16 protein-coding genes are annotated in these 22,234 nt (G+C 31.2%); 9 read left to right on the forward strand and 7 right to left on the reverse strand.

What is annotated here, in order from left to right:
• The first annotated feature begins 95 nt into the window (after positions 1–95).
• The 3 genes from IFB02_RS06785 (at position 96) to IFB02_RS06795 (ending at position 4,832) form a co-directional block, all read left to right on the forward strand.
• Positions 96–2,639, forward strand: coding sequence for a TonB-dependent receptor (locus tag IFB02_RS06785; RefSeq protein ID WP_317173498.1), 2,544 nt, complete (start codon positions 96–98; stop codon positions 2,637–2,639).
• 11 nt (positions 2,640–2,650) lie between these two features.
• A complete protein-coding gene (locus IFB02_RS06790) occupies positions 2,651–4,303 on the forward strand; it encodes a choice-of-anchor J domain-containing protein (RefSeq protein WP_106687493.1) in 1,653 nt (550 codons plus the stop codon).
• 100 nt (positions 4,304–4,403) lie between these two features.
• On the forward strand, positions 4,404–4,832 hold the full coding sequence (locus tag IFB02_RS06795; RefSeq protein WP_191073162.1) for a hypothetical protein: 429 nt from the start codon (positions 4,404–4,406) through the stop codon (positions 4,830–4,832).
• Between the two features lie 63 nt (positions 4,833–4,895).
• Here the strand turns inward: IFB02_RS06795 and IFB02_RS06800 are convergent, their stop codons facing one another.
• Positions 4,896–5,957 carry an endonuclease/exonuclease/phosphatase family protein gene (locus IFB02_RS06800; protein ID WP_191073163.1) on the reverse strand — a complete coding sequence of 354 codons (1,062 nt, stop codon included), beginning with the start codon at positions 5,955–5,957 and terminating at the stop codon, positions 4,896–4,898.
• A gap of 141 nt (positions 5,958–6,098) precedes the next feature.
• Here IFB02_RS06800 and IFB02_RS06805 point away from each other — a divergent pair, with 141 nt between their 5' ends.
• The 3 genes from IFB02_RS06805 to IFB02_RS06815 all read left to right on the forward strand — a co-directional run bounded on the left by IFB02_RS06805 (position 6,099) and on the right by IFB02_RS06815 (position 10,805).
• Positions 6,099–8,978 (forward strand): TonB-dependent receptor, encoded by a 2,880-nt coding sequence (locus tag IFB02_RS06805; protein ID WP_106687490.1) that lies wholly within the window; start codon positions 6,099–6,101, stop codon positions 8,976–8,978.
• 33 nt (positions 8,979–9,011) lie between these two features.
• The gene (locus IFB02_RS06810; RefSeq protein WP_106687489.1) at positions 9,012–10,364 is read left to right on the forward strand and encodes a DUF5689 domain-containing protein; all 1,353 of its coding nucleotides are present in this window, start codon (positions 9,012–9,014) and stop codon (positions 10,362–10,364) included.
• 66 nt (positions 10,365–10,430) lie between these two features.
• Positions 10,431–10,805: a hypothetical protein gene (locus IFB02_RS06815; protein ID WP_106687488.1), complete on the forward strand. Its 375-nt coding sequence runs from the start codon at positions 10,431–10,433 to the stop codon at positions 10,803–10,805.
• 2 nt (positions 10,806–10,807) lie between these two features.
• Here IFB02_RS06815 and IFB02_RS06820 read toward each other — a convergent pair whose 3' ends face one another.
• Positions 10,808–11,713 carry a histone deacetylase family protein gene (locus tag IFB02_RS06820; protein WP_106687487.1) on the reverse strand — a complete coding sequence of 302 codons (906 nt, stop codon included), beginning with the start codon at positions 11,711–11,713 and terminating at the stop codon, positions 10,808–10,810.
• Complete coding sequence (locus IFB02_RS06825) at positions 11,714–13,837, reverse strand: Tex family protein (protein WP_106687486.1); 2,124 nt, start codon at positions 13,835–13,837, stop codon at positions 11,714–11,716.
• Positions 13,838–13,966: 129 nt separating this feature from the next.
• Between IFB02_RS06825 and IFB02_RS06830 the strand changes: the two genes are divergently transcribed.
• Genes IFB02_RS06830 through IFB02_RS06840 form a run of 3 tightly spaced genes read left to right on the forward strand, consistent with a single transcriptional unit; the run spans position 13,967 to position 17,312 of the window.
• On the forward strand, positions 13,967–14,404 hold the full coding sequence (locus IFB02_RS06830) for a hypothetical protein (RefSeq protein ID WP_106687485.1): 438 nt from the start codon (positions 13,967–13,969) through the stop codon (positions 14,402–14,404).
• A gap of 7 nt (positions 14,405–14,411) precedes the next feature.
• A complete protein-coding gene (locus IFB02_RS06835) occupies positions 14,412–16,661 on the forward strand; it encodes a hypothetical protein (RefSeq protein WP_106687484.1) in 2,250 nt (749 codons plus the stop codon).
• Between the two features lie 27 nt (positions 16,662–16,688).
• Entirely contained in the window at positions 16,689–17,312 is a 624-nt protein-coding gene (locus tag IFB02_RS06840; RefSeq protein WP_106687483.1) for a hypothetical protein, read from the forward strand.
• A gap of 52 nt (positions 17,313–17,364) precedes the next feature.
• Here the strand turns inward: IFB02_RS06840 and IFB02_RS06845 are convergent, their stop codons facing one another.
• The 4 genes from IFB02_RS06845 to metG form a co-directional block, all read right to left on the reverse strand.
• The gene (locus IFB02_RS06845; protein WP_106687482.1) at positions 17,365–18,066 is read right to left on the reverse strand and encodes an OmpA family protein; all 702 of its coding nucleotides are present in this window, start codon (positions 18,064–18,066) and stop codon (positions 17,365–17,367) included.
• A gap of 12 nt (positions 18,067–18,078) precedes the next feature.
• Positions 18,079–18,549, reverse strand: coding sequence for a lipocalin family protein (locus IFB02_RS06850; protein WP_106687481.1), 471 nt, complete (start codon positions 18,547–18,549; stop codon positions 18,079–18,081).
• A gap of 184 nt (positions 18,550–18,733) precedes the next feature.
• Positions 18,734–20,164 carry a hypothetical protein gene (locus tag IFB02_RS06855; protein WP_106687480.1) on the reverse strand — a complete coding sequence of 477 codons (1,431 nt, stop codon included), beginning with the start codon at positions 20,162–20,164 and terminating at the stop codon, positions 18,734–18,736.
• 3 nt (positions 20,165–20,167) lie between these two features.
• Positions 20,168–22,225 carry a methionine--tRNA ligase gene (gene metG, locus IFB02_RS06860; protein WP_106687479.1) on the reverse strand — a complete coding sequence of 686 codons (2,058 nt, stop codon included), beginning with the start codon at positions 22,223–22,225 and terminating at the stop codon, positions 20,168–20,170.
• Positions 22,226–22,234 lie beyond the last annotated feature (9 nt).

Below are 22,234 nucleotides of genomic sequence, written 5' to 3' on the forward strand. Positions count from 1 at the left end.
TTAATCTTGTTAATGTTAACATTAAGTTAATATTACATCTATATTTAGTGGTATTTTTGCACCAAATTTTGAAAACAAACAATTTTTAATTCAACATGATGAAAAACAAAATTCAAATTATGTTTTTTGCAGTAGCCTTAATGTTTACTGCATTTACTATGGCTCAAAGCACAGTTACAGGAACTGTACTTGACTCAGAAACAAAAACTCCACTTCCAGGAGTAAATATTGTTGAGGTTGGTACTACAAACGGTACTTCAACAGACTTTGATGGTAATTTCTCTCTAACTACAAAATCTACAACAACTAAAGTTGTATTATCTTACGTAGGATTTTTAGATAAAGAATTTGAGATTACTGGAAACAAAAACTTAGGCGAAGTTATTTTAGAGCCAAGTGAATTTAGCTTACAAGAAGTATCTATTATTGCTTCTGTAGCTGTAGATAGAAAAACACCAGTTGCTGTATCTACACTTAGAGCTAAAGAAATCGAATTAAAATTAGGAACTCAAGAATTTCCAGAAGTTTTAAAATCTACACCAGGTGTTTATGCTACTAAGTCAGGTGGTGGATATGGTGATGGTAGAATTAACTTACGTGGTTTTAACTCAGAAAACGTTGCTGTAATGATCAACGGTGTACCTGTAAACGATATGGAAAATGGTCGTGTTTACTGGTCAAACTGGGCAGGATTAGGTGATGTTACTTCAAGCATGCAAGTACAACGTGGTTTAGGTGCTTCTAAAGTAGCTGTTCCTTCTGTTGGTGGTACAATAAACATTATAACAAAAACTACAGATATTGAAGAAGGTGGTAATGTTTACACAACTTTAGGTAACGATGGTTACAAAAAGTTTGGATTAACATATTCTACTGGATTAATGGAAAATGGTTTTGCTGCAACTGTGTCTGCGTCTAAAACAGATGGAGATGGATATGTAGATGGAACTCCATTTAATGCAATTTCTTATTTCATTAACTTATCTAAAGAGTTTAACGATAGTCATAAATTATCTTTCACTGCTTTTGGAGCAAAACAAAGACACGGTCAAAGACAAAACAGTCATTTAATTTCTACGTTTAGAGAAAGTGAAAGAGGTAAAAAATATAACTCAGATTGGGGATACAAACAAGGACAATTAACAAGTGTAGAAGATAACTTCTATCACAAACCTCAAATATCTTTAAATCACTATTGGACAATAGATGATAAATCATCTTTATCTACAGCTGCTTATGTATCGTTTGGTACAGGTGGTGGAGGCGGATTTAGTGGTGTAAACAAATTCCGTTTTGACGATGATAACTATAGAATAGGTAATTTAGGTACTGTAGATTTTGATAAAATCGTAGCAGAAAATGAAGCTTTAGGAGTAAATGGTTCAGAATCTATATTAAGAGCATCTAGAAATGATCACAATTGGTTTGGTGTTTTATCTTCTTTAAAAACAGACTTTAGCGAAAATTTAGTATTCTTAGGAGGATTAGATTTTAGAAGTTATTTAGGAAAACACTTTACAGAGTTAACAGACTTATTAGGTGGACAATACTACCTAGATGATTCTAACATTAACAACCCAAATAATTTTGCTCAAGTAGGAGATAAGATTTTATATGACAACGATGGTAAAGTAGGTTGGTTAGGTGCTTTCGCTCAATTAGAGTATTCTAAAAACGACATAGCAGCATTCTTATCTTTATCTGCTTCTAACACATCTTACCAAAGAGTAGATCGATTCTTATACTTAGATTCTGATCCATTACAAGAATCTGAAAAATATAATTTCTTTGGTTTTGGAGCTAAAGGAGGAGCAAACTATAATATAGACGCAAATCACAACGTATTTGCTAACTTAGGATATTTTGAAAGAGCTCCTTATTTCAACTCTGTATTTGCTAATAGAAATAACGTAGATGTTAATGACGAAGCTGAAAACCAAAAAATATTAAGTTTTGAGTTAGGATATGGATTTAGAGGTGAAAAATTATCTGCTAACATTAACCTATATCACACAACTTGGAAAGATAGAACAGAATTTATCAGTTTCCCTAACCAAGCAGGAGGAAGAGATTTCGCTAATATTTTAGGAGTAAATGCAATTCACCAAGGTATCGAGTTAGATTTTGTTTATAAAGCTACAGAAAAGTTTAAATTAACAGGTATGGCTTCTATAGGTGATTGGAGATGGCAAAACAACATTGAAGATGTGCAAATCTTTAATGAAGAAAATGAAGCAGTAGGTGATCCAATAAACATTTTTATTAAAGATTTACATGTAGGTGATGCAGCTCAAACAACTTTTGCATTAGGAGGTAACTATAGCTTAACTCCAGAAACTACATTAACTGTAGATTACAATTATTTTGCTAACTTATATGCAGATTTCGATCCAAGTAATAGACAAACTGTAGGTCCAGATGCATGGGAAGTACCAGCATATGGTATCTTTGACACAGCAATAAGACATGGATTTAAATTCGGAAACTTTGATGCAACTTTAACAGGAAGAATTAACAATATATTTAATACAGAATATATCTCAGATGCTTTTGATGGTAATACATCTACAGCAACAACTGCTAGAGTTTATTACGGTTTTGGTAGAACTTTTAGTGTAGGAGCTAAACTTAACTTTTAAAAAAATTAATGATGAAAAAAGTAATTTATTTATTAACAATTATTGGATTTACAATGGTAAGTTGTAATCCATTGGAAGACATCAATAACGAAGTTGATGCGATTCCTACTGAACCAAATGTTGGTGAGTTTGAATACACACTAACAGACGAGGATTATGCAGCTTTTAACTTAGGTTTTGGAAGTTTTGATTCTGAACAACAAGCTAAAGATTCAATTCCTAGTTTACTAGCAGATTTATATCCGTTATATGGACAAGGATCTTCTGTAATGGTAACTTATAACCTATACATTGGTGCTGCAGAAGGTGTAAGCGACTTTACAAACGCAGATGTATACGAGTTTACAAACTCAGATTACGCTTTAACTGGTAGTGATGCATTTGGATTTTATCCAAACGTAAATGCTACAAGTCAAATTCCAACGGTTTTAGATGCTCAATTCTCTAACCCAACAGAAGGACAATTAGTGTTAGCAAAATACGATCAATATACAGAAACTCCAGAAGTAGGATTAGCAGATTTAGTTGCTTATAATTTTGCTGGTAGTATGGAAGGTTGGACTGTAGAAGAAGAGTTTGGAACAGATGCAGTTTGGACTTCTCAAACAGGATATGTACAAGGTAACAGTTATTTTGGTGGACAAGTAGCTAACACAGAGTGGTTAGTGTCTCCAACAATTGACCTTTCTGGAGAATCAGATTTAAAATTCCAAATCACTCAAGAATTAGATTATGCTGGTGATGCATCTTTACTAAAAATTTTAGTATCTACAGATTACGCTGGAGACATTTTAACAGCAACTTGGAATGAAATAACTTTAGCAAATCCAGCTACAGGAAATATGGAATCTTCTGAAGATTACGATTTTTCTGCATACGATGGACAAACAATAAACATTGCTTTAAAGTATGAGTCTACAAATTCTGATGCTGCAAGATGGAGAGTAGAAAGTTTAGTACTTAAAACTTTAGGAGCAACAGGTAATACAAATTCTAAAGGAGAATACTTTATGTATACTAACGGTGCATGGGAAGCTGTAGAAGGTGTATACTATTTAAGTTCTGCAGATTTTGATTCAATGGGTGAAGCTTCTGGTCAACCAGGACAATACGATAACTTTAGTAGTTCTGTTTCTCCAAATAACTATTTACCAACATTCTTATCTATAAACTTCCCTTATGGGCAAGAAGATGAAGAGTTATTTGTAATTTACGATTACTATTCTAGTTCTTCAGGAGCACAAATAAGAGGTAACTTATACACATTTGCTAACGGTATGTGGAATGGGCATGAGTCTACTATAGAAACTTCTTTACAGTTTGGTTTTGATAATGGTGTTTGGGTACCAGATAACACTATAAGATACACAATAAGCACTCCAGAATTTGATTATATAGAAGCAAACTATGGTTCTAACCCAGATTTTGAAACTGCTGTAGGTAGTATGGCTAACTATGGAAACTTTGATAGAAGATCTAATAACCCAGCTTACTGGAGTAATGATATGTTATTAACTGTATTTGCAGATTTATTAGATAATGTAATAGATCCTAATGCAGAAGAAGAGCAAAAATATGTTATGATTTTTGATATTTATGATGGTAGTTCAGGAGTAGAAGAATTAGCATTAATAAAAATAAATGGAGTTTGGGATTTTCAATAATCTAATATTTTAAATAAATTAAAAACCGCTTCTATTTAAGAAGCGGTTTTTTTTATGATTAATTATTACCTTTACACCAATTAAATTTAAAAATAAATATATGTACTCTACAGTTAAAATGTTACATTCTTATTGGGCTTATTTAGTATTGATAATACTAATAATAGCAACCTTTAATGCATTATTTAAGTCTTTTACTAAAAAGGATTATGAAGCTAGAGATTTTAGAATTTCTTTATTCACATTAATCGTATCACATATCCAATTATTAATTGGTATTGTTTTTTGGTTTGTATCAGATTATTTTAATGAAATGTCTATGGGAGAAATCATGAAAAATAGTGCTTTAAGAAGAAATGTTGTAGAGCATCCATTTACAATGATTATAGCAGTAGCATTAATAACAATTGGTTATTCTAAGCACAAGAAAAAGCTTATTTCGTCTAAAAAGTTAAAGACAATAGCTGTTTTTTATACAATAGCTTTAATATTAGTTTTAAGTATGATACCTTGGAAGACTTGGTTTTAATCTAATAAATGATATAAAAAAAGCGAGCTATTTAGCTCGCTTTTTTATTATTTAAATATCTAATTAGTCTTCTGTAACTTCTTTGATTAAATAAACGTAAACAGGAAAGTGATCACTAAAACCATTAGTAAAGCCACCATCTGCAAAACTTCTTAGAGGATAACCTGCATATCTTCCTTTTTTATTTACTAAATAATTATCGTTAAAGATACCAGCTCTATAATATGTCCAGTTGGAATAATCTTTATTTAAAAACGGTTTAGTAAGCATGATTTGATCAAATAAACTCCATGAATCTCTATATGCAGTAGTACCTAAACCTTCTTTTTTAAACATGTCGATATAAGGATTGTAAATACCTTTTAAATCAACTTTTTCTTTTTTTCTTTCAGCTTTAAGTACATCCTTAACACTTGCATTAATAGGATCATCATTTAAATCACCCATTGTAATTATTTTTGCATAAGGATCTATAGACTGTAAACTATCAATTATTCTTTTATTAAGTTTGGCAGCAGCAACACGTTTTGGTCTACTTCTAGCTTCTCCACCACGTCTAGATGGCCAATGGTTTACAATAAAATGCATTTGTTCGCCTTCTAATTCACCTGTTACCAATAGTTGATCTCTAGTATTTATGCGTTCTTTTGTGTTATCATCATAAATTTTTAAAGTATGTGTACTTCTTGATGTGACTTGAAATAGCTTTTTTTGATATAATAAAGCAACATCAATTCCTCTGTTATCTGGAGAATTAAAGTGAACAATACCATAATCTTTTTCTAAAAGTAAAGGATCATTTACTACATCTTCTAATACATTAACATTTTCAATTTCGCATACACCAATAATAGCTGGAGTGTTTTTAGTAAAGTCTTTACCAATATCAGAGATTACTCTAGCCATATTGTGGACTTTTTTCTTATAGATTACATCTCTGTCAGCTTTGATTTCCATCATAGGGCTTGCTTCATCATTTTTAGAAGGGTCATTTATTGTGTCAAATAAATTTTCTAAATTGTAGAAGGCTACAGTATTTATTTTAAATTTTTTTTTCTCTTGCGCATTTACACTTAAAACACTTGTAAATAATAGCGCAAATAGTAGGTAATTAAATTGTTTCATTAATAATTATTGTTACGTTATCGTTATGTTATTTACAAAACTCCTGCCAAAAGTAGATATTTATTATAAATAATGTAAATTTGCACGCCTTAAATAATAATTATTTAATGCTAAAACAAAGTTTTAACAATAAATTCACGTATGAAAAAAAGTTTTTTATTTTTCTTATTTGGAATTTTCTCAGCAGTTTCAATGCTTGCGCAGCAAACCACTGTTAAAGGTAGTGTGAAAGATGCAGTAACAGATGAGCCAATTCCAGATGTAACAGTAACAATTGAAGAATCAGACTTAACGACTAAGACAGATGCTTTAGGTCAGTTTATCTTCAAGCAAAATTTACCATTAGGAGAACAAATCCTAAAAATTGAAAAAGTAGATTACACCACAAAAAGATTTCCTATTGTGGTTAATGAAGGTAAAACATTAGATATTCAGGATATGACTTTATCCTACAATGCTAGTGATAAAAAAGATCTTTATATCATTTCAATTTCAGATGATCAATTAAATAGTGAAGATGACGGATTAACAAGTAACGTATCTGGTTTATTACAATCTTCAAGAGATGCTTTTTTAAACGCTGCAGCATTTGATTTTAGTGCTACATTTTTTAGACCAAGAGGACTTGATAATGCCAATGGTAAAGTTCTTATTAATGGTTTAGAAATGAATAAACAAGCTACAGGTAGACCTCAATGGGGAAATTGGGGAGGAATTAACGACTTACAACGTAATCAAGAATTCTCTATGGGTATTTCGCCAAACGACTATAATTTTGGTGACCTAGCAGGAACAAACAACATTGTAATGCGCGCTTCTAAATACCGTGAAGGTGGACGTTTATCTTTTGCTTCTGCAAACAGAAGTTACGAAGGACGTATCATGGCTAGCTACAGTTCTGGACTAATGGAAGATGGTTGGGCTTATAGCTTATTAGCATCTAGACGTTTTGGTGATGGTGGATATGTAGAAGGAACACTTTACGATGCAAATTCTTTTGTAGCAGTTGTAGAGAAAAAAATAAACGAAAAACATAGTTTAAACTTTACATCTATCTACGCTCAAAACAGAAGAGGTAGATCTACTGCAATTACAGAAGAAGTTTTTAACTTAAAAGGAAGACAATACAACCCATTTTGGGGAGAACAAGATGGAGAGATAAGAAACTCTAGAATTAGAAGAATTGAAGAGCCAATTTTAATGTTAAATCATTATTGGGATATTTCAGAAAAAACTTCTATCAATACAAACATAGGATATCAATTTGGAGAAGTAGGAAACACTAGAATTGATAATGGAGGAACAAGATTAGTAAGATTTAATGGTCAAGATAGCTACATTGGTGGAGCACGTAATACAGATCCAACATACTATCAAAACTTACCAAGCTACATTTTAAATGTAGATGGTGGTCCAACAGCATACGATTACGAACAAGCTTACATTGCACAACAAAGTTTTGTAAACGATGGTCAATTTGATTGGAATGCGCTTTATACTGCAAATTCTACTTTTGAAAATTCAGTTTATGCTATACAAGAAGATAGAATAGACGATAAGCAATTAATGGCTAATATTATTTTAGATACAGAATTGTCAGATAATATTAGATTAAATGCTGCTGTTAATTACAGAAATTTAAAAAGTGAAAACTTCGCAATAGTATCTGATTTATTAGGAGGATCAGGATATTTAGATGTAGACTTTTTCTCTGATGAACCAGCACAAAACACAGAAGGAACATTAACTACAGCACAATCTGATGTTAGAAATCCTAACAGAATTGCTCAAGAAGGAGATAGATATAAATATAACTATGAAATTGATGCCAATGTTGTAAGTGGATTTGCTCAAGCAGTATTTAACTACAGTAAAGTAGATTTTTATTTAGGAGGAAACATATCTAAAACAGATTACCAAAGAAACGGACTTTTTGAAAATGGATATTTCGTAGGCAATTCATTTGGAAAAGGACCAAAAGTAGAATATGAAAACTTTGGCGCAAAAGCTGGTTTAACTTATAAAATTTCTGGACGTCACTTATTAGACTTTAACGGTGTTTATATGACAAAAGCACCAAGTATTAGAAATGCATTTGCAAATGTTAGACAATCTAATATGCTTTTAGAAGATGTAGATAGCGAGAAAATTTCTAGTGTAGATGCAAGTTATATTTTCCGTTCTCCAATAGTTAAAGCTAGACTTACAGGATTTTATTCTACAACTAAAAATGGAACAGATACAGGATTCTTCTTTAGCGAAGGTGCAGGAAGCAACTTAGTGCAAGAAGCAATTACTGATATAGAAACGCAACGTATAGGAGGAGAATTAGGTATCGAAGCACAAGTAACACCAACTATCAAATTAAAAGGTGCAGCTTCTGTTGGTCAGTATATTTACAATAATAACCCTAACTTGACTTACTATAGTCAAGAGTTTGGTACAGGTAAAGCAATTTTTGGTGATGGTACAACAAACCTTAAAAACTTACATGTAGCAGGTGGACCAGAAAGAGCATTCCAAATAGGTTTTGAATATAGAGATCCAGACTATTGGAATATTGGTGTAACGGCTAACCATTTCTCTAACGCATATGTAGATCCAAGTGCATTAAAAAGAAGTGCAGCATTTGTAACAGATCCAGAATTATACACAGAAACACAATTTCAAGATAACACTCAAGGTGGACAAACTTACGTAGTAACAGGTGGAGAAATTAATGATGTAGATCCTGAAATTGCTAGACAATTATTACAACAAGAACAATTTGATGATTACATGTTAGTAAACATAATTGGTGGTAAATCATGGAAAGTTAATGATTATTTTGTTGGTTTCTTCGCAACAATTAATAACGTCTTTAATCAAGAATACCGTACAGGTGGATTTGAGCAATCAAGACGTGTAGATTACAGAAGCCAATTACAAGAACAAACTAATCCAAACGGACCAGTATTTGGTAATCGTTACTTTTTTGGTAACGGAACTACTTATTATTTAAACGTTTACGTAAGATTTTAATTATATTTATAGAAAAAATAAATTCAAGAAAAAATGAAAAGATTTAATTTAAACAAAATAGCAGTACTATTAGTAAGCTTAGTAGTTCTAACAGGCTGTGTAAAAGACGATAATTTTGATGTTCCTTCGGGAATTGACGGAAGTGCAGATTACCCAAACTCAGAAGCAGTGTTTAACCCATTAAGCGGTGTATTAGGTGCTTTTGGAAGTAACGGAAACGAAGCTTTTACTTTTGATGCAGCAAGTGAAACTGTAACAGAAAAATATACTGTTGGTTATGTGGTATCAAGTGATGAAGGAGGAAATTTCTATAAGCAATTAGTAATACAAGATGCTCCAGAAAATCCTACAGCAGCAATAGTAGTACAAGTTGATAAAAACCCAATGTTTACTCAATATGAATTTGGACGTAAAGTATTTGTTAAACTTAATGGATTAACTGTTGGAGAAGGAAACGGAGTTTTACAACTTGGTCGTTTAGATGGAGATGAAATTGGTAGAATACCAAGTACATTAGTTCAAGACTATATTATTAGAACAGATGAAGTAGCTACTATAGTTCCAAAAGAAGTAACAATTTCAGAATTTAGTGAAGCTTTAGAAAGCCAATACATCCGATTAAACGACATGCAATTTAATAGCAACTTAGTAGTAGGAAACACTACTACATTTGCTTCAGAATCTAATGATAGTTTTGACGGTGAACGTTTACTAGAAAGTTGTGCAACAGGAAGTAGTGTGATTTTAAGTACAAGTACATTTTCAGATTTTAAAGGATTACCATTACCTGCAAATAGAGGTAGTATAGATGGAGTATTAACTAGAGATTACTTTGATGATTTTTATACAATATACATTAATACACCAGAAGCTATCAATTTTGATAACGACTTAAGATGTGATCCATTATTCGAAGACGATTTCTCTGCAGGAAATTTAGATAAATGGACGCCTTACAACGTAACAGGAACGCAAGAGTGGTATTACAACACTTTTGGAAATCCGGATGACAGTGCAACAATGTCTGGTTATGCTGGAGGAGCACAAACTAATGAAGATTGGTTAATCTCTTTACCTATAGATTTATCAAATACGCCAAGTGCTTTCTTAACATTCCAAACTGTAAAAAGATACAACGGTAATGATATAGAAGTATTTTATGCAACAGATTATAACGGTGGTGACCCAACAACAGATGGTACTTGGGTAGCTTTATCTCCAACTTTAGATACTAACACTGGTAGTTGGTCTTCTTGGACGGATTCAGGATCTTTAGATCTTTCTGCTGCTGCAGGAGGTAATGTATTTATTGCATTTAAATATACATCTACAAGTTCTGCTGCTGCAACTTGGGAAGTAGATAACGTAAAAGTTTCTGCAGAATAATAATTTCTAAAGAACTTTAATTAATAAAAAAACCTGCTATCTTTAGCAGGTTTTTTATTTTATACCATGACAACATTTGATCAGTTCTTCTTTGCTATATTTTCTGCATTTAAATCTAAGTTTAAACAAAAAGCTAATACTATTGCTTTATTTTATATATCGCTGCTTCAAATCGCATTATTATTTGTTACAGGTGCATTTTTAGTAACGTTTCTTAGTAAAATGCATGTTAAAACAATGTCTACTTCTAATTTCTGGACATTATTCATCATATTTTCAATAATGATTCATTTTAAAAATTGGATGAAATATAATGGCAAAAGCCGAAAGGTTTTAAACGCAAAATTCAATAAAAGTAAAAACAGCTACAATACAAGTATACTTTTATTATTACCTGTAGGTTGTATTATTTTAGGATTAATTCTTTTAAAAAGTATTTGATCTTAAAAGAAGATATCTTGAGCTAATCTATAAGTGTTGGCATGTGCGCTAACAATTACCTTAATATCTGGACTATAACCGCCACCCATACTGCACATTACCGGTATATTTTGGGACTTACAGGTTTCTAAAACAAATTTGTCGCGCTGTTTACAGCCTTCTATAGTTAAGCTAAGTTTGCCTAGTTTATCTGTAGCAATAACATCAACACCACATAAGTAGTAAATAAAATCGGGTTGTTCTTTTTCTATTAATTGCGGCAGTACTTTTTTTAATATAGATAAATACTCACTATCTCCAACATTATTATCTAATTCAATATCTAAATCGCTTTGTTCTTTTTTAAATGGATAGTTGTTTTTTCCGTGCATAGAAAAGGTAAAAACTGAGGCGTCGTTTTTAAAAATTTCTGCAGTACCATTACCTTGATGTACATCTAAATCTACAATTAAAACTTTTTTAACTAAACCATTTTTTAAAAGAAATCTGGCGCCTATTGCTTGGTCATTAAGCATGCAAAATGCTTCGCCACGGTTAGTGTACGCATGATGTGTACCTCCAGCAATATTCATAGCAATACCGTATTTTAAGGCATATTCACTAGCCTTTATGGTGCCATCTGCAATAATAATTTCACGTTCAATTAATAATTCACTTAACGGAAACCCAATTTTTCTTGCAGCACGTTGGTCTAGTGTTATATTTAATAAATCATAAAAGTAGTTGGCATCATGGACTGCTAAAATGGGATTTTCATTTAGCATCTTAACAGGCTCAAAAAAATTATCCTCTATACAAGTTCCTTCGTGTAATAATTGTTTTGGTAATAACTCATATTTTAACATAGGAAACCGATGTCCTTCAGGTAAAGGATGACTGTAAATAGGATGGTAAGCTATTTTTAACATCTATTTATGTAATTTAAGTTGAATACGCTTTCGCGGAATATCAACACTCAACACCTTAACAATAATCTGTTGATGTAAATGCACGTGCTCATTCACATCTTTTACAAAACTGTCTGATAAGTTAGAGACATGTATTAAACCGCTTTCTTTAATACCAACATCTACAAAACAACCAAATGCAGTAATATTATTAACAATGCCAGGTAATAATTGTCCTTCGCGTAAATCTTCAATCGTTTTAATGTTTTGATTAAAAGTGAAAACCTTTGCCTGCTCACGTATATCTAAACCTGGTTTTTCTAATTCTTTTACAATGTCTTCTAAAGTTAAAAGACCAATAGTTTCAGAGGTGTATTTATTTAAATTAATCTGTTTTAAAGTAGACGTATTTCCAATTAATTCTTTTACCGAAACGCTTTCGTCTTTAGCCATTTTAGTAACAATAGCATAGCTTTCTGGATGTACTGCAGAATCGTCTAACGGATTATCTCCATCTTTAATTCTTAAAAAACCAGCGCCTTGCTCAAATGCTTTGTCGCCTAATCTTGGTACATTTTTAATGTCTTTTCTATTTAAAAATGCACCTTTTTCGCTTCTATAGTTGACTATGTTTTCTGCTAATTTTGGACCAATACCAGACACGTAACTTAATAAACTTTTACTTGCAGTATTTATATTTACACCAACTGCATTTACACAATTTTCTACCACAACATCTAATTGCTTTTGCAATTTATTTTGGTCTACATCGTGTTGGTATTGTCCAACACCTATAGATTTGGCGTCAATCTTTACTAACTCGGCTAAAGGATCTTGAAGACGTCGTCCAATTGAAACTGAACCACGAACGGTTACATCGTAATTAGGGAATTCTTCTCGCGCAATTTTTGATGCTGAATAGATACTTGCTCCAGCTTCGCTAACCACAAAAACTTGTACATCGGTTTTAAATCTAATTTTTCTAACTAAAGCTTCGGTTTCTCTAGATGCTGTTCCGTTACCAATTGCTATAGCTTCTATTTGATACGCTTCAGTTAACGTGCTTAGCTTTTTTAAAGCTCCAATTTGGTCGTTTTTTGGCGCATGCGGATAAATAGTTTCGTTATGTTTTAAATCACCTTTTTCGTCTAAACAAACTACTTTACATCCAGTTCTAAAACCAGGATCTATAGCCAAAACACGTTTTTCGCCTAAAGGAGATCCTAACATTAGTTGTTTTAAGTTTTTGGCAAAGATGTTTATCGCTTCGTCATCTGCTTTTTCTTTGGCATTTTGTAACGCTTCGTTACTTAACGATGGGAATAATAATCGTTTGTAAGCATCGGTTATTGCTATTTCTATTTGATCGGCGCAAGCGTTGTCCGATTTTATGATTTTTCGGTCTATACGTTCTAAAGCGCGATCATTATCAATTTCAATTTTTACACGAATAAAGCCTTCTTTTTCGGCTCTAAGAATAGCTAATAATCTGTGTGATGGTATGCGATTTAGGCTTTCTTCCCAATCAAAATAATCTTTAAATTTTTGAGCCTCTTCATCTTCTTTTTTTGTTTTTACCACTTTCGTGGAAATCATAGCATAACGCTCTAATTGTTGTCTTAAATTGGTTCTAATATCTGTACGTTCGTTAATCCATTCGGCAATAATATGTCTTGCGCCTTCTAAAGCGTCTTCGGTAGATGTTACTTCACCTTTTATGTACTTAACGGCGATGTTTTTTATATCATTAGCATTTTGACTCATTATGATTTTTGCTAATGGTTCTAGTCCGTTTTTTCTAGCAGTTTCGGCTTTTGTTTTTCGGCTTTTCTTGTAAGGTAAATATAAATCTTCAAGTGTTGTACTGTCTTGGCAAGCTTCAATTTTTGTTTTTAATTCGTTGGTTAAAACGTCTTGTTCTTCTAATGCTTTTAAGATGGTTGCTTTACGTTTTTCAAGTGTTTCAAATTCTTCTTTATATTTAACAATTGCACCAATTTCAACTTCATCTAAATTACCAGTTGCTTCTTTACGATATCTAGAAATAAAAGGTACTGTACAATCTTGATTTAAAAGATTAACTGTGTTTTTTATAGAGGTTTCAGTTAGGTTAGTTTTGGATTGGATGTATTGTAATAAAAGCATATAACACGTTTTTCTTGAAAATTTGAATGGCAAATATAGAAGATATATGTACCAAAAATACGTCATATATCGTATAGTTTTTAGTCTTCTTTAAACCTAGTTTTGTTTTAAATCATAATTACATTTAAAATGAAACAATTACTATTAATCTTAACCTGCTTTATTTCTTTCCAAACAATTTCTCAAACCAAGCTATTAAAAGACGTGTCAGGTACTAAGCAAATGTCTGTAGAAGTAACGACACTTTTTAAGCAAAATAAAATAAATGAAGCTTTTCAAATCCTTACGCCATATTGGCCAATACCACAAAATGAGATTGAAACTTTAAAAGAAAAAATTATAAAGTATACCAATATAATTAGTAATCGTTTTGGAGCGCCTTTTAATTATTTAAAAGTGAAAGATGAAACAATTAGTGATATCGCAAAACGCGAAACGTATCTAATCCAGTATGAAAATACAGCAGTACGATTAATATTTACCTATTACAAAAGCAAAAATGGTTGGATTGTAAATGCCTTTAAATGGGACGATAATTTTACTGAAGAATTTATAACTACTAAATAATTTTAAGATGAAATATATAATAGCAAGTTTAATTTTACTATTTGTAGTAAGTGCAAATTCACAAACCATAGATTGGCAAAATGCGCCACTTAATCCAGCTGCAGAATATTATACACTTAATCATTATAATCTAAATGGCGCTTTAAAGCAATTTTATAAAATTGATTTTGTTGAAAAATTATTTTACTTAGATTTTAATAAAGATGGTTATTTAACTCAAAAGCTAACGTCTGCAGCAGGTAAATCCTTTAAAAATAAGACAGAATATATATATTCAAGTCCAGGAAAAATTGAAACTATAAAAGAATATTCAATAGACAGTAAAGGAGAAATTAAATATCCTAGAGAATACCATATAATATATAATCAAGATGGTTTAATTTCAAAAAAAATAAATTCAGAAAATGGTTATTATGAGTATAAGTATGATACAAAACAAAGAATTATATCTATAATAGCTTTTGATAAAGAAGGCAAAAAACTAGATAATGTTTATACCTACTTTAAATATAATAGTGAAGGTCAATTAATAGAAGAAAGAACTAAAGGAGGTTTTGGTAGTGAAAAGACATATAAACTTAATTATACCAAATTAGATAATGATATTTTAGAAGTTGAAATTAACTTGTTTAAAGATGGAGAACCTATGGGTAAAGGTTTTTCGGCAAAAGGATCATTAACTAGAGGAGAAGTACATGTGTTTTATAGAAATCCTGATCATTTAAAATTTTCTCTTAACGGTTACCAAGCCTATAAAAAAAGTGCTATAACTATGCGTTATGACCAATTTGGAAATCTAAGAGAACGATATTCTAAAATTGTAGAGAAGAATATGGATCAAGTAGATATAACGTATTACAACGGTATAGTAAGTAAAATTCAAGAAAATACCGATAACAATACTAGTTGTGTATCTGGAGATTGCAATAATGGCTACGGACAATATAAACTAGAGAATGTAACTTTGACAGGTTTTTTTGAAAATGGTAAAGCTAACGGTTTTGTAGAACAAGTTTATAGCAATGGTGATAATTACGTGGGTAATTTTACAAATGGTGAAAGAGATGGTTATGGAATATACACATGGAAATCTACTAAAACGATGTATTATGGAGAGTGGAAAAATAATAAAATTAACGGTTACGGTTATTTAACTGTAGATAAAAATATTACAGAAGCTGGTATATATCAAGATGGTAAATTAATAACCAATTTAGGTCAAGATTATGTAAATAAAAAATTAGCTAATTCGTGCCAAGGCGATTGTGTAAATGGTTTTGGTGTTAAAATATATCCAAACAAAGATTCATTTGTAGGTTTTTTTAAAAATAGTAAACCATATAAAGTAGGAACAAGAAGTTGGAAAACTATTAATACTTTTTATGCAGGACAGTTTGATTTTAATGGAGAACCAACAGGAATCGGTCATGTTTCAAATACAGATTATATGTATTTTGGGAAATTTATTAATGCAGAAGTTGTAGGTAAAGCTGTAAAAATAAATAGAAGTTCAGGTGATGTAGAACAAATTAATGCTCCACAACCAACAACGTCATCAAAAAACATAATAACCAGTAACACTAATTCAGGTTGCATTTCCGGAGACTGTAATAATGGTTATGGAGAATATAATTCAGACAATTATACTCTAAAAGGCATCTTTAAAAACGGAAAAGTAAACGGTTACGGCTTTCAAAATTTTATAAAAGAATCAGGATATTACGAAGGTAATTTTGTAAATGGACTTAGAGAAGGTTATGGTTTCTATAAATGGCAAAATACAGGAAGTGCTTACGTTGGTCAGTGGAAACAGGGTAAACAGCATGGTTATGGTTATTACGCAAAGAATAATAAAGTTACAGAAGCTGGTTATTATCAAAACGGAAAACTAACTACAAATTTATTAACTCAAGATTTTATAAATAATAAAAAAGTAAATAATTGCACAGGTAATTGCAAAGACGGTTTTGGTATGTATTTTTATTCTAATGGTGATATTTATTTTGGGTTTTTCTCAAATAGCAAGAGACATTATTTAGGAAGTTATATCTGGAAAAGTGGTAATGTTTACATAGGTGAGTATTATAACGATAAAGCCAACGGATTAGGAGAAGAAAGCTATAAACCAGCAAACACAAGATATTTTGGATCATTTACAAATGGAAAAAGAGATGGTTTTGGTGTATACTTTACAACAACCAATGCAGTAGATAGTTATGGTGTTTGGACCAATGGAACTTTAACAACAAGGTATTAAACTGTTTATTTAAACATAACAAATCATATGAATAGCTTTTCTTCTCTTTTAGAAAAACCATTAAAATATTATTCCCAATGGGATTTTTTAGTGTTTACATTGCTTACAGCGTTATCTATTTGGAGTGGACAAACTACGGTGTTTTATGTGATTTTATTTTTTTGGTGGAACGAGCTTATTAGAATAATTATCGATAGAATTTTATTTAAAAGAAATAAAAATGCTGTGCTTGCCAGCAATAAAACAACATCCATATTTGGTTCTATTATACAAATGATAGGTTATTTTATTTTTATTGTTGTCTTTTTCGGGTTTATGGCAAATTGGAATAATGATGTACTAATTCTAACCAATATGAAAGTACTATTCTTTAGAAACTGGTTTTTTAATATCAATTTAATATTTGTAGCTATAGAACGTGTTTTACTACACATAAAACAAACACCAGTTACCGTTAGTTTTGGTGCTTTTACACCAAATATGCTAGTGCTGCATGTTTCAATTATTTTAGGCGTTGTTCTTATGCTTTTTATAGTGCGTAACTTTCCAGAAACGTTTACGCCAACAAATTTGCTTGGATCTGTACTAATTATTTTTCCTTTTTTAGTGATAAGAGCATTTGCTTTATATCTTAGAATACGCTATAAATAAAAAAGAGGTGTAGTTTTTAAACTACACCTCTTTTTCTATATTCAAATAATTATTAATTAGACTCGTTTTGTGCGTCTTGTATCATTTTTTCATTTGGTAAAATAGCAATATTTACACGTCTGTTTTTAGCACGTCCTTCGGCAGTATTGTTATCATACATAGGTTGCGTTTCTCCAAACCAATTTGTGGTTAATCTTGTACCGCTAATTCCGTTATTAGTTAAGTAGTTAGTAACAGCATACGCACGATTTTTAGAAAGTGTCATGTTGTAATCGTCAGATCCAGAACTGTCTGTATGACCAACAACTAATAAATTAGTGTCAGGATATTCTTTAAACACACCTATAAGCTTGTTTAATGTAGCTTGTGAAGCAGCGTTAATGTTATACTTTTCAGTATCAAAATATACACCACTATTCTCATCAAATGTAACAACAATACCATCGTCTACACGTTCTACTTGTGCACCAGGTATTTCTTGTTCAATTTCTTGTGCTTGTTTATCCATTTTCTTCCCTATAAGCACACCAGCAGTACCACCAACTACACCGCCAATTACGGCTCCTAATTCTCCGTTTCCGCCTTTTCCTACGTTATTACCAATAATAGCACCTAAAACAGCACCACTTGTTGCGCCAATAACAGCACCTTTTTGTTTATTATTAGCATTTTTTACTGCATTACAGTTGGTAAGTCCAATGCACATTAATAGTGTTAGACTAAATATTGAAATCTTGTTAATTGTCTTTTTCATGGTTTTTTAGTTTTAAATTTTGGTAAAGTTCATTATAATTACAAATGGTTGTCCGTCTAGATTAACGGTTTGTTTCCATTGCATGTTGGTATCTGATAACTGAGAAAGGTTAACACGGTAACCTTGATTAGTTTCAGATTTATTTTTTTCGTTGGTTGGCTTTAATAAAAAGTCGTATAATCCCATTTCTGGACTTACTTCTTGTATGGTAAATACAAAGTTTCTTTCGCCAGACATACATCCTGCCGAGTTTATTGTATAGATACCGGTATTATTATTTGGAATAAATTGCCAAGTACTACCTTCAAAACAAGATTTTGAAGCATCGTCAAAAAGTGTAACGTTAAACGTACCTGTTTGGTTGTAAGTGATCGAGTTTAAAACCCAATCGCCTTTAATGACTTTTTTAGAATCTCGAACAGTTTTTGGAGTACCGCAAGATATAATACTTAAAGTCACTAATAATAAAATTAGTCTTTTCATAAGTTTTGGTTTTTTAGTTTGTAACTATATTAAGTTACGAAAACCATCACCTTTTAGACGACTAATTAAGACAAGTTTATCATATGATAAAATAACAAAAACATCTGCTTATGACAGATGTTTGTTAAGGTTTTTGAGTTTTTAACTGAAATTATTTTTAACAGTTGTTAACTTAAAAAATAGATTATTGAATAAACTTATAAAGAGAATATAAACCAGTTTTTTTATCAAAAACACCAAAAATGTAATCGTTTTTGTGTTTAAATAAAGTCTCTAATGAAGAATCAAAAGATTTTAAATTGTTGTTTTTAAATTCAACAATATTATCGTAGTTATTACTTGGAATATTACCTTTTAGATGATTGAATTCTGAATCAAAAAGACATTCAATTCTTGTGGATTTTGTTTTAGAATAAGAGGTAAAAGAACTTATTAATGCACCAGATACTACACCGCCGATAGCTCCAAATGTTCCAGCTAAATAAGGGTTAGTTTGAATTTCGGTACTTGCTCCTAAAGTAAGTACTACGTGATTTTTTTGATGGTATGCAGTAACTCCTATTTTTGAATTTGTTATTTTTCTTAAAAATTTAGATGATTTTTCAAGTTCTCTATAATTATCAAATTCTCCGCCTTCTTGAATAATTGGTGTGTTTTTAAAATTAATAGCTTCATCTTTTATTATTTTAAAAGTTTTCAATTTTTCTAAAGAATTTAAATTGTAAACACTTAAATCTAAATGGTCTTTTGAAGAATAAACTGTAATAATTTTGTCACTTAAAATAAAGGAATTAGAGTTGGAGTAATAATCATCTTTATTAAAACCTGAATTTTCAATTACTTCAAAGGAAGATTTTCCGTTATTAAAATTTAAATTTATTAAATAGGTATATTTATCAAATACATTGTTAGTTATAGTAAGTGTACCTTCATTTTCATTATAGTAAAGTTTGGTAAACGCATTTGTTTTTTCTAATCCATTAGGTACATTGTTGTCAATGATTTCAACAGATGAATAACCAGAATTTCCAAATAATAATAAATCTAGCTCATAACTAGCGTTGTTACTATCTGCGAAATTTTTATCGCTTAAATCATAAGTAAAACCCTTTGTAACTTCGTTTTTAGTTGCTTTATAAGTGTACAGAATGTTGTTTTTTGTGCTTACCGTTAAAACAAACATTCTATTTTTTTCAATAATAAAATCTATAATTTTTTGATTTTTTAAATCAATATCTAAGTCTTCATCAAAACTATAATTTCCTGAGTTAAAATTTACAGATACAGAGCTTAAATGGTTGTTGTTATTGTTAGAAAAAAATAGAGTATACCAATCGTTTTCATAAATAACACCAATAAGTTTTTTTCCTTTTTTTGGTATTGAAATATTGTTTATAGAACCTATTAATTGACCTTCCTTATTGTGTAATTTGCCAAAAGCAACTTTACTATTTATAAAGAATAAAGCGATATTACCATTATCGTCGTTTATTACAGGAATGACATCTTTAGGTTTTAAAACATCAATTTCGGTGTTGATATCTGTTTCAAACCAAAGATTTTGTGAAATTGAAACATTTATACTGACCAAAAAAACAAAGAAAAAATATCTCATAACCTAACTAATCTGCAATCCATTTTTAACCGTTGTATCAGGATTTACAAATACTAAATCACCTTCGGCATTTTCGGTCATTAAAATCATACCTTCACTTTCTACACCACGTAAAGCTCTTGGCGCTAGGTTAACTAAAACCGTTACTTGTTTACCAACAACTTCTTCTGCAGTAAAACTCTCGGCAATACCAGAAACAATAGTGCGAACATCTATGCCAGTATCTACTTTTAAAACTAGTAATTTTTTGGCTTTAGGCATTTTTTCGGCTTCAATTATAGTTCCAACACGCAAATCTAACTTTGTAAAATCATCAAAAGTAATCGTGTCTTTTTGAGGCTCTACTTTTTTGTTAGCTGCTTCGTTAGCTTTTTTGCTAGCTTCTAATTTATCTAATTGAATTTGAATGTCTTTGTCTTCAATTTTATTAAAAAGTAATTCGCTTTGTCCAATTTGGTGATTAGCTGGTAATAACACGTCTTTTGTTGAAATGTCACTCCAAGACATCTCGACTGCGCTCGATGTGACATTTAAAATTTGTTTCAACTTAGCTGAAGTAAATGGTAAAAATGGTTCTGATAATGTAGCTAAAGCACTTGCAATTTGTAAAGCAACATACATAATGGTTTGCGTACGTGCTTCGTCTGTTTTTACTAATTTCCAAGGTTCTTCATCTGCAAGATATTTGTTACCAAGTCGTGCTAAATTCATAAGTTCTTGACTTGCTTCTCTAAAACGGTAACGTTCTAAAGAGCTTTCAATAACCGCAGGATAGGCTTTTACAGCAGCTAAAGTGTCTTCATCTATTGCTGTAAATGTTGAAGGTGTTGGCACAATACCATTGTAATATTTGTTAGTTAAAACGACAACACGATTAATAAAGTTACCAAAAATGGCCACAAGCTCGTTGTTGTTTCTGGCTTGAAAATCTTTCCAAGTAAAATCGTTATCCTTGGTTTCTGGTGCGTTAGCGGTTAAAGTGTAACGCAAAACATCTTGTTTACCAGGAAAATCTTTTAGGTATTCTGGTAACCAAACTGCCCAATTTTTTGAGGTTGATAACTTGTTACCTTCTAAATTTAAAAATTCGTTAGCAGGTACATTGTCCGGTAAAATATAACTACCTTCTGCTTTTAACATAGACGGGAAAATAATACAGTGAAATACGATATTATCTTTTCCAATAAAGTGAACTAATTTAGTGTCTTCGTCTTTCCAATATGGTTCCCAATCTTTTCCTTCGCGTTCTGCCCATTCTTTAGTGGAAGAGATGTAGCCAATTGGCGCATCAAACCAAACGTAAAGTACTTTTCCTTCGCCACCTTCTACAGGAACAGGAATTCCCCAATCTAAATCACGTGTTACTGCACGTGGACGTAAACCATCATCTATCCAAGATTTTACTTGTCCGTACACGTTTGGTTTCCAGTCTTTTTTATGACCTTTTAAAATCCACTCGCGTAAAAAGTTTTCGTGTTTATTTAACGGTAAAAACCAGTGTTTAGTTTCTTTTAAAGTTGGTGTATTGCCTGTTATTGCAGATTTTGGATTGATTAAATCTGTGGCGTTGTGCGATGTACCACACTTTTCGCATTGGTCACCATAACTCTCTTCGTTACCACATTTTGGACAAGTTCCAATCACAAAACGATCGGCTAAAAATTGTTTAGCTTCTTCGTCGTATAATTGCTCTGTAACTTCTTCTACAAATTCGTTTTTATCGTATAAGGTTTTGAAAAATTCTGAAGCTGTATCATGATGAATTTTCGCCGATGTACGTGAGTAATTATCAAAGCTAATACCAAATTCTTCAAAAGAATCTTTAATAATCTTATGATATCTGTCTACAATTTCTTGTGGTGTAACGCCTTCATTTTTTGCTTTTATAGTAATTGGTACACCATGCTCGTCACTTCCGCAGATAAAAGCAACATCTTTACCAGTTAAACGTTTATAACGTGCATAAATATCTGCTGGAACATAAACACCAGCTAAATGCCCAATGTGTATAGGACCATTTGTATAAGGTAAAGCAGCAGTAATTGTATATCTTTTTGACATGATAATTTT

The sequence above is a fragment of the Mesoflavibacter profundi genome, from assembly GCF_014764305.1.
Taxonomy (GTDB): Bacteria; Bacteroidota; Bacteroidia; order Flavobacteriales; family Flavobacteriaceae; genus Mesoflavibacter; species Mesoflavibacter profundi.

Coding starts and splice junctions, on each gene's coding strand:
- IFB02_RS06785 (WP_317173498.1), top strand. CDS start 96: ATGATGAAAAACAAAATTCAAATTATGTTTTTTGCAGTAGCCTTAATG.
- IFB02_RS06790 (WP_106687493.1), top strand. CDS start 2,651: ATGAAAAAAGTAATTTATTTATTAACAATTATTGGATTTACAATGGTA.
- IFB02_RS06795 (WP_191073162.1), top strand. CDS start 4,404: ATGTACTCTACAGTTAAAATGTTACATTCTTATTGGGCTTATTTAGTA.
- IFB02_RS06800 (WP_191073163.1), bottom strand. CDS start 5,957: ATGAAACAATTTAATTACCTACTATTTGCGCTATTATTTACAAGTGTT.
- IFB02_RS06805 (WP_106687490.1), top strand. CDS start 6,099: ATGAAAAAAAGTTTTTTATTTTTCTTATTTGGAATTTTCTCAGCAGTT.
- IFB02_RS06810 (WP_106687489.1), top strand. CDS start 9,012: ATGAAAAGATTTAATTTAAACAAAATAGCAGTACTATTAGTAAGCTTA.
- IFB02_RS06815 (WP_106687488.1), top strand. CDS start 10,431: ATGACAACATTTGATCAGTTCTTCTTTGCTATATTTTCTGCATTTAAA.
- IFB02_RS06820 (WP_106687487.1), bottom strand. CDS start 11,713: ATGTTAAAAATAGCTTACCATCCTATTTACAGTCATCCTTTACCTGAA.
- IFB02_RS06825 (WP_106687486.1), bottom strand. CDS start 13,837: ATGCTTTTATTACAATACATCCAATCCAAAACTAACCTAACTGAAACC.
- IFB02_RS06830 (WP_106687485.1), top strand. CDS start 13,967: ATGAAACAATTACTATTAATCTTAACCTGCTTTATTTCTTTCCAAACA.
- IFB02_RS06835 (WP_106687484.1), top strand. CDS start 14,412: ATGAAATATATAATAGCAAGTTTAATTTTACTATTTGTAGTAAGTGCA.
- IFB02_RS06840 (WP_106687483.1), top strand. CDS start 16,689: ATGAATAGCTTTTCTTCTCTTTTAGAAAAACCATTAAAATATTATTCC.
- IFB02_RS06845 (WP_106687482.1), bottom strand. CDS start 18,066: ATGAAAAAGACAATTAACAAGATTTCAATATTTAGTCTAACACTATTA.
- IFB02_RS06850 (WP_106687481.1), bottom strand. CDS start 18,549: ATGAAAAGACTAATTTTATTATTAGTGACTTTAAGTATTATATCTTGC.
- IFB02_RS06855 (WP_106687480.1), bottom strand. CDS start 20,164: ATGAGATATTTTTTCTTTGTTTTTTTGGTCAGTATAAATGTTTCAATT.
- metG (WP_106687479.1), bottom strand. CDS start 22,225: ATGTCAAAAAGATATACAATTACTGCTGCTTTACCTTATACAAATGGT.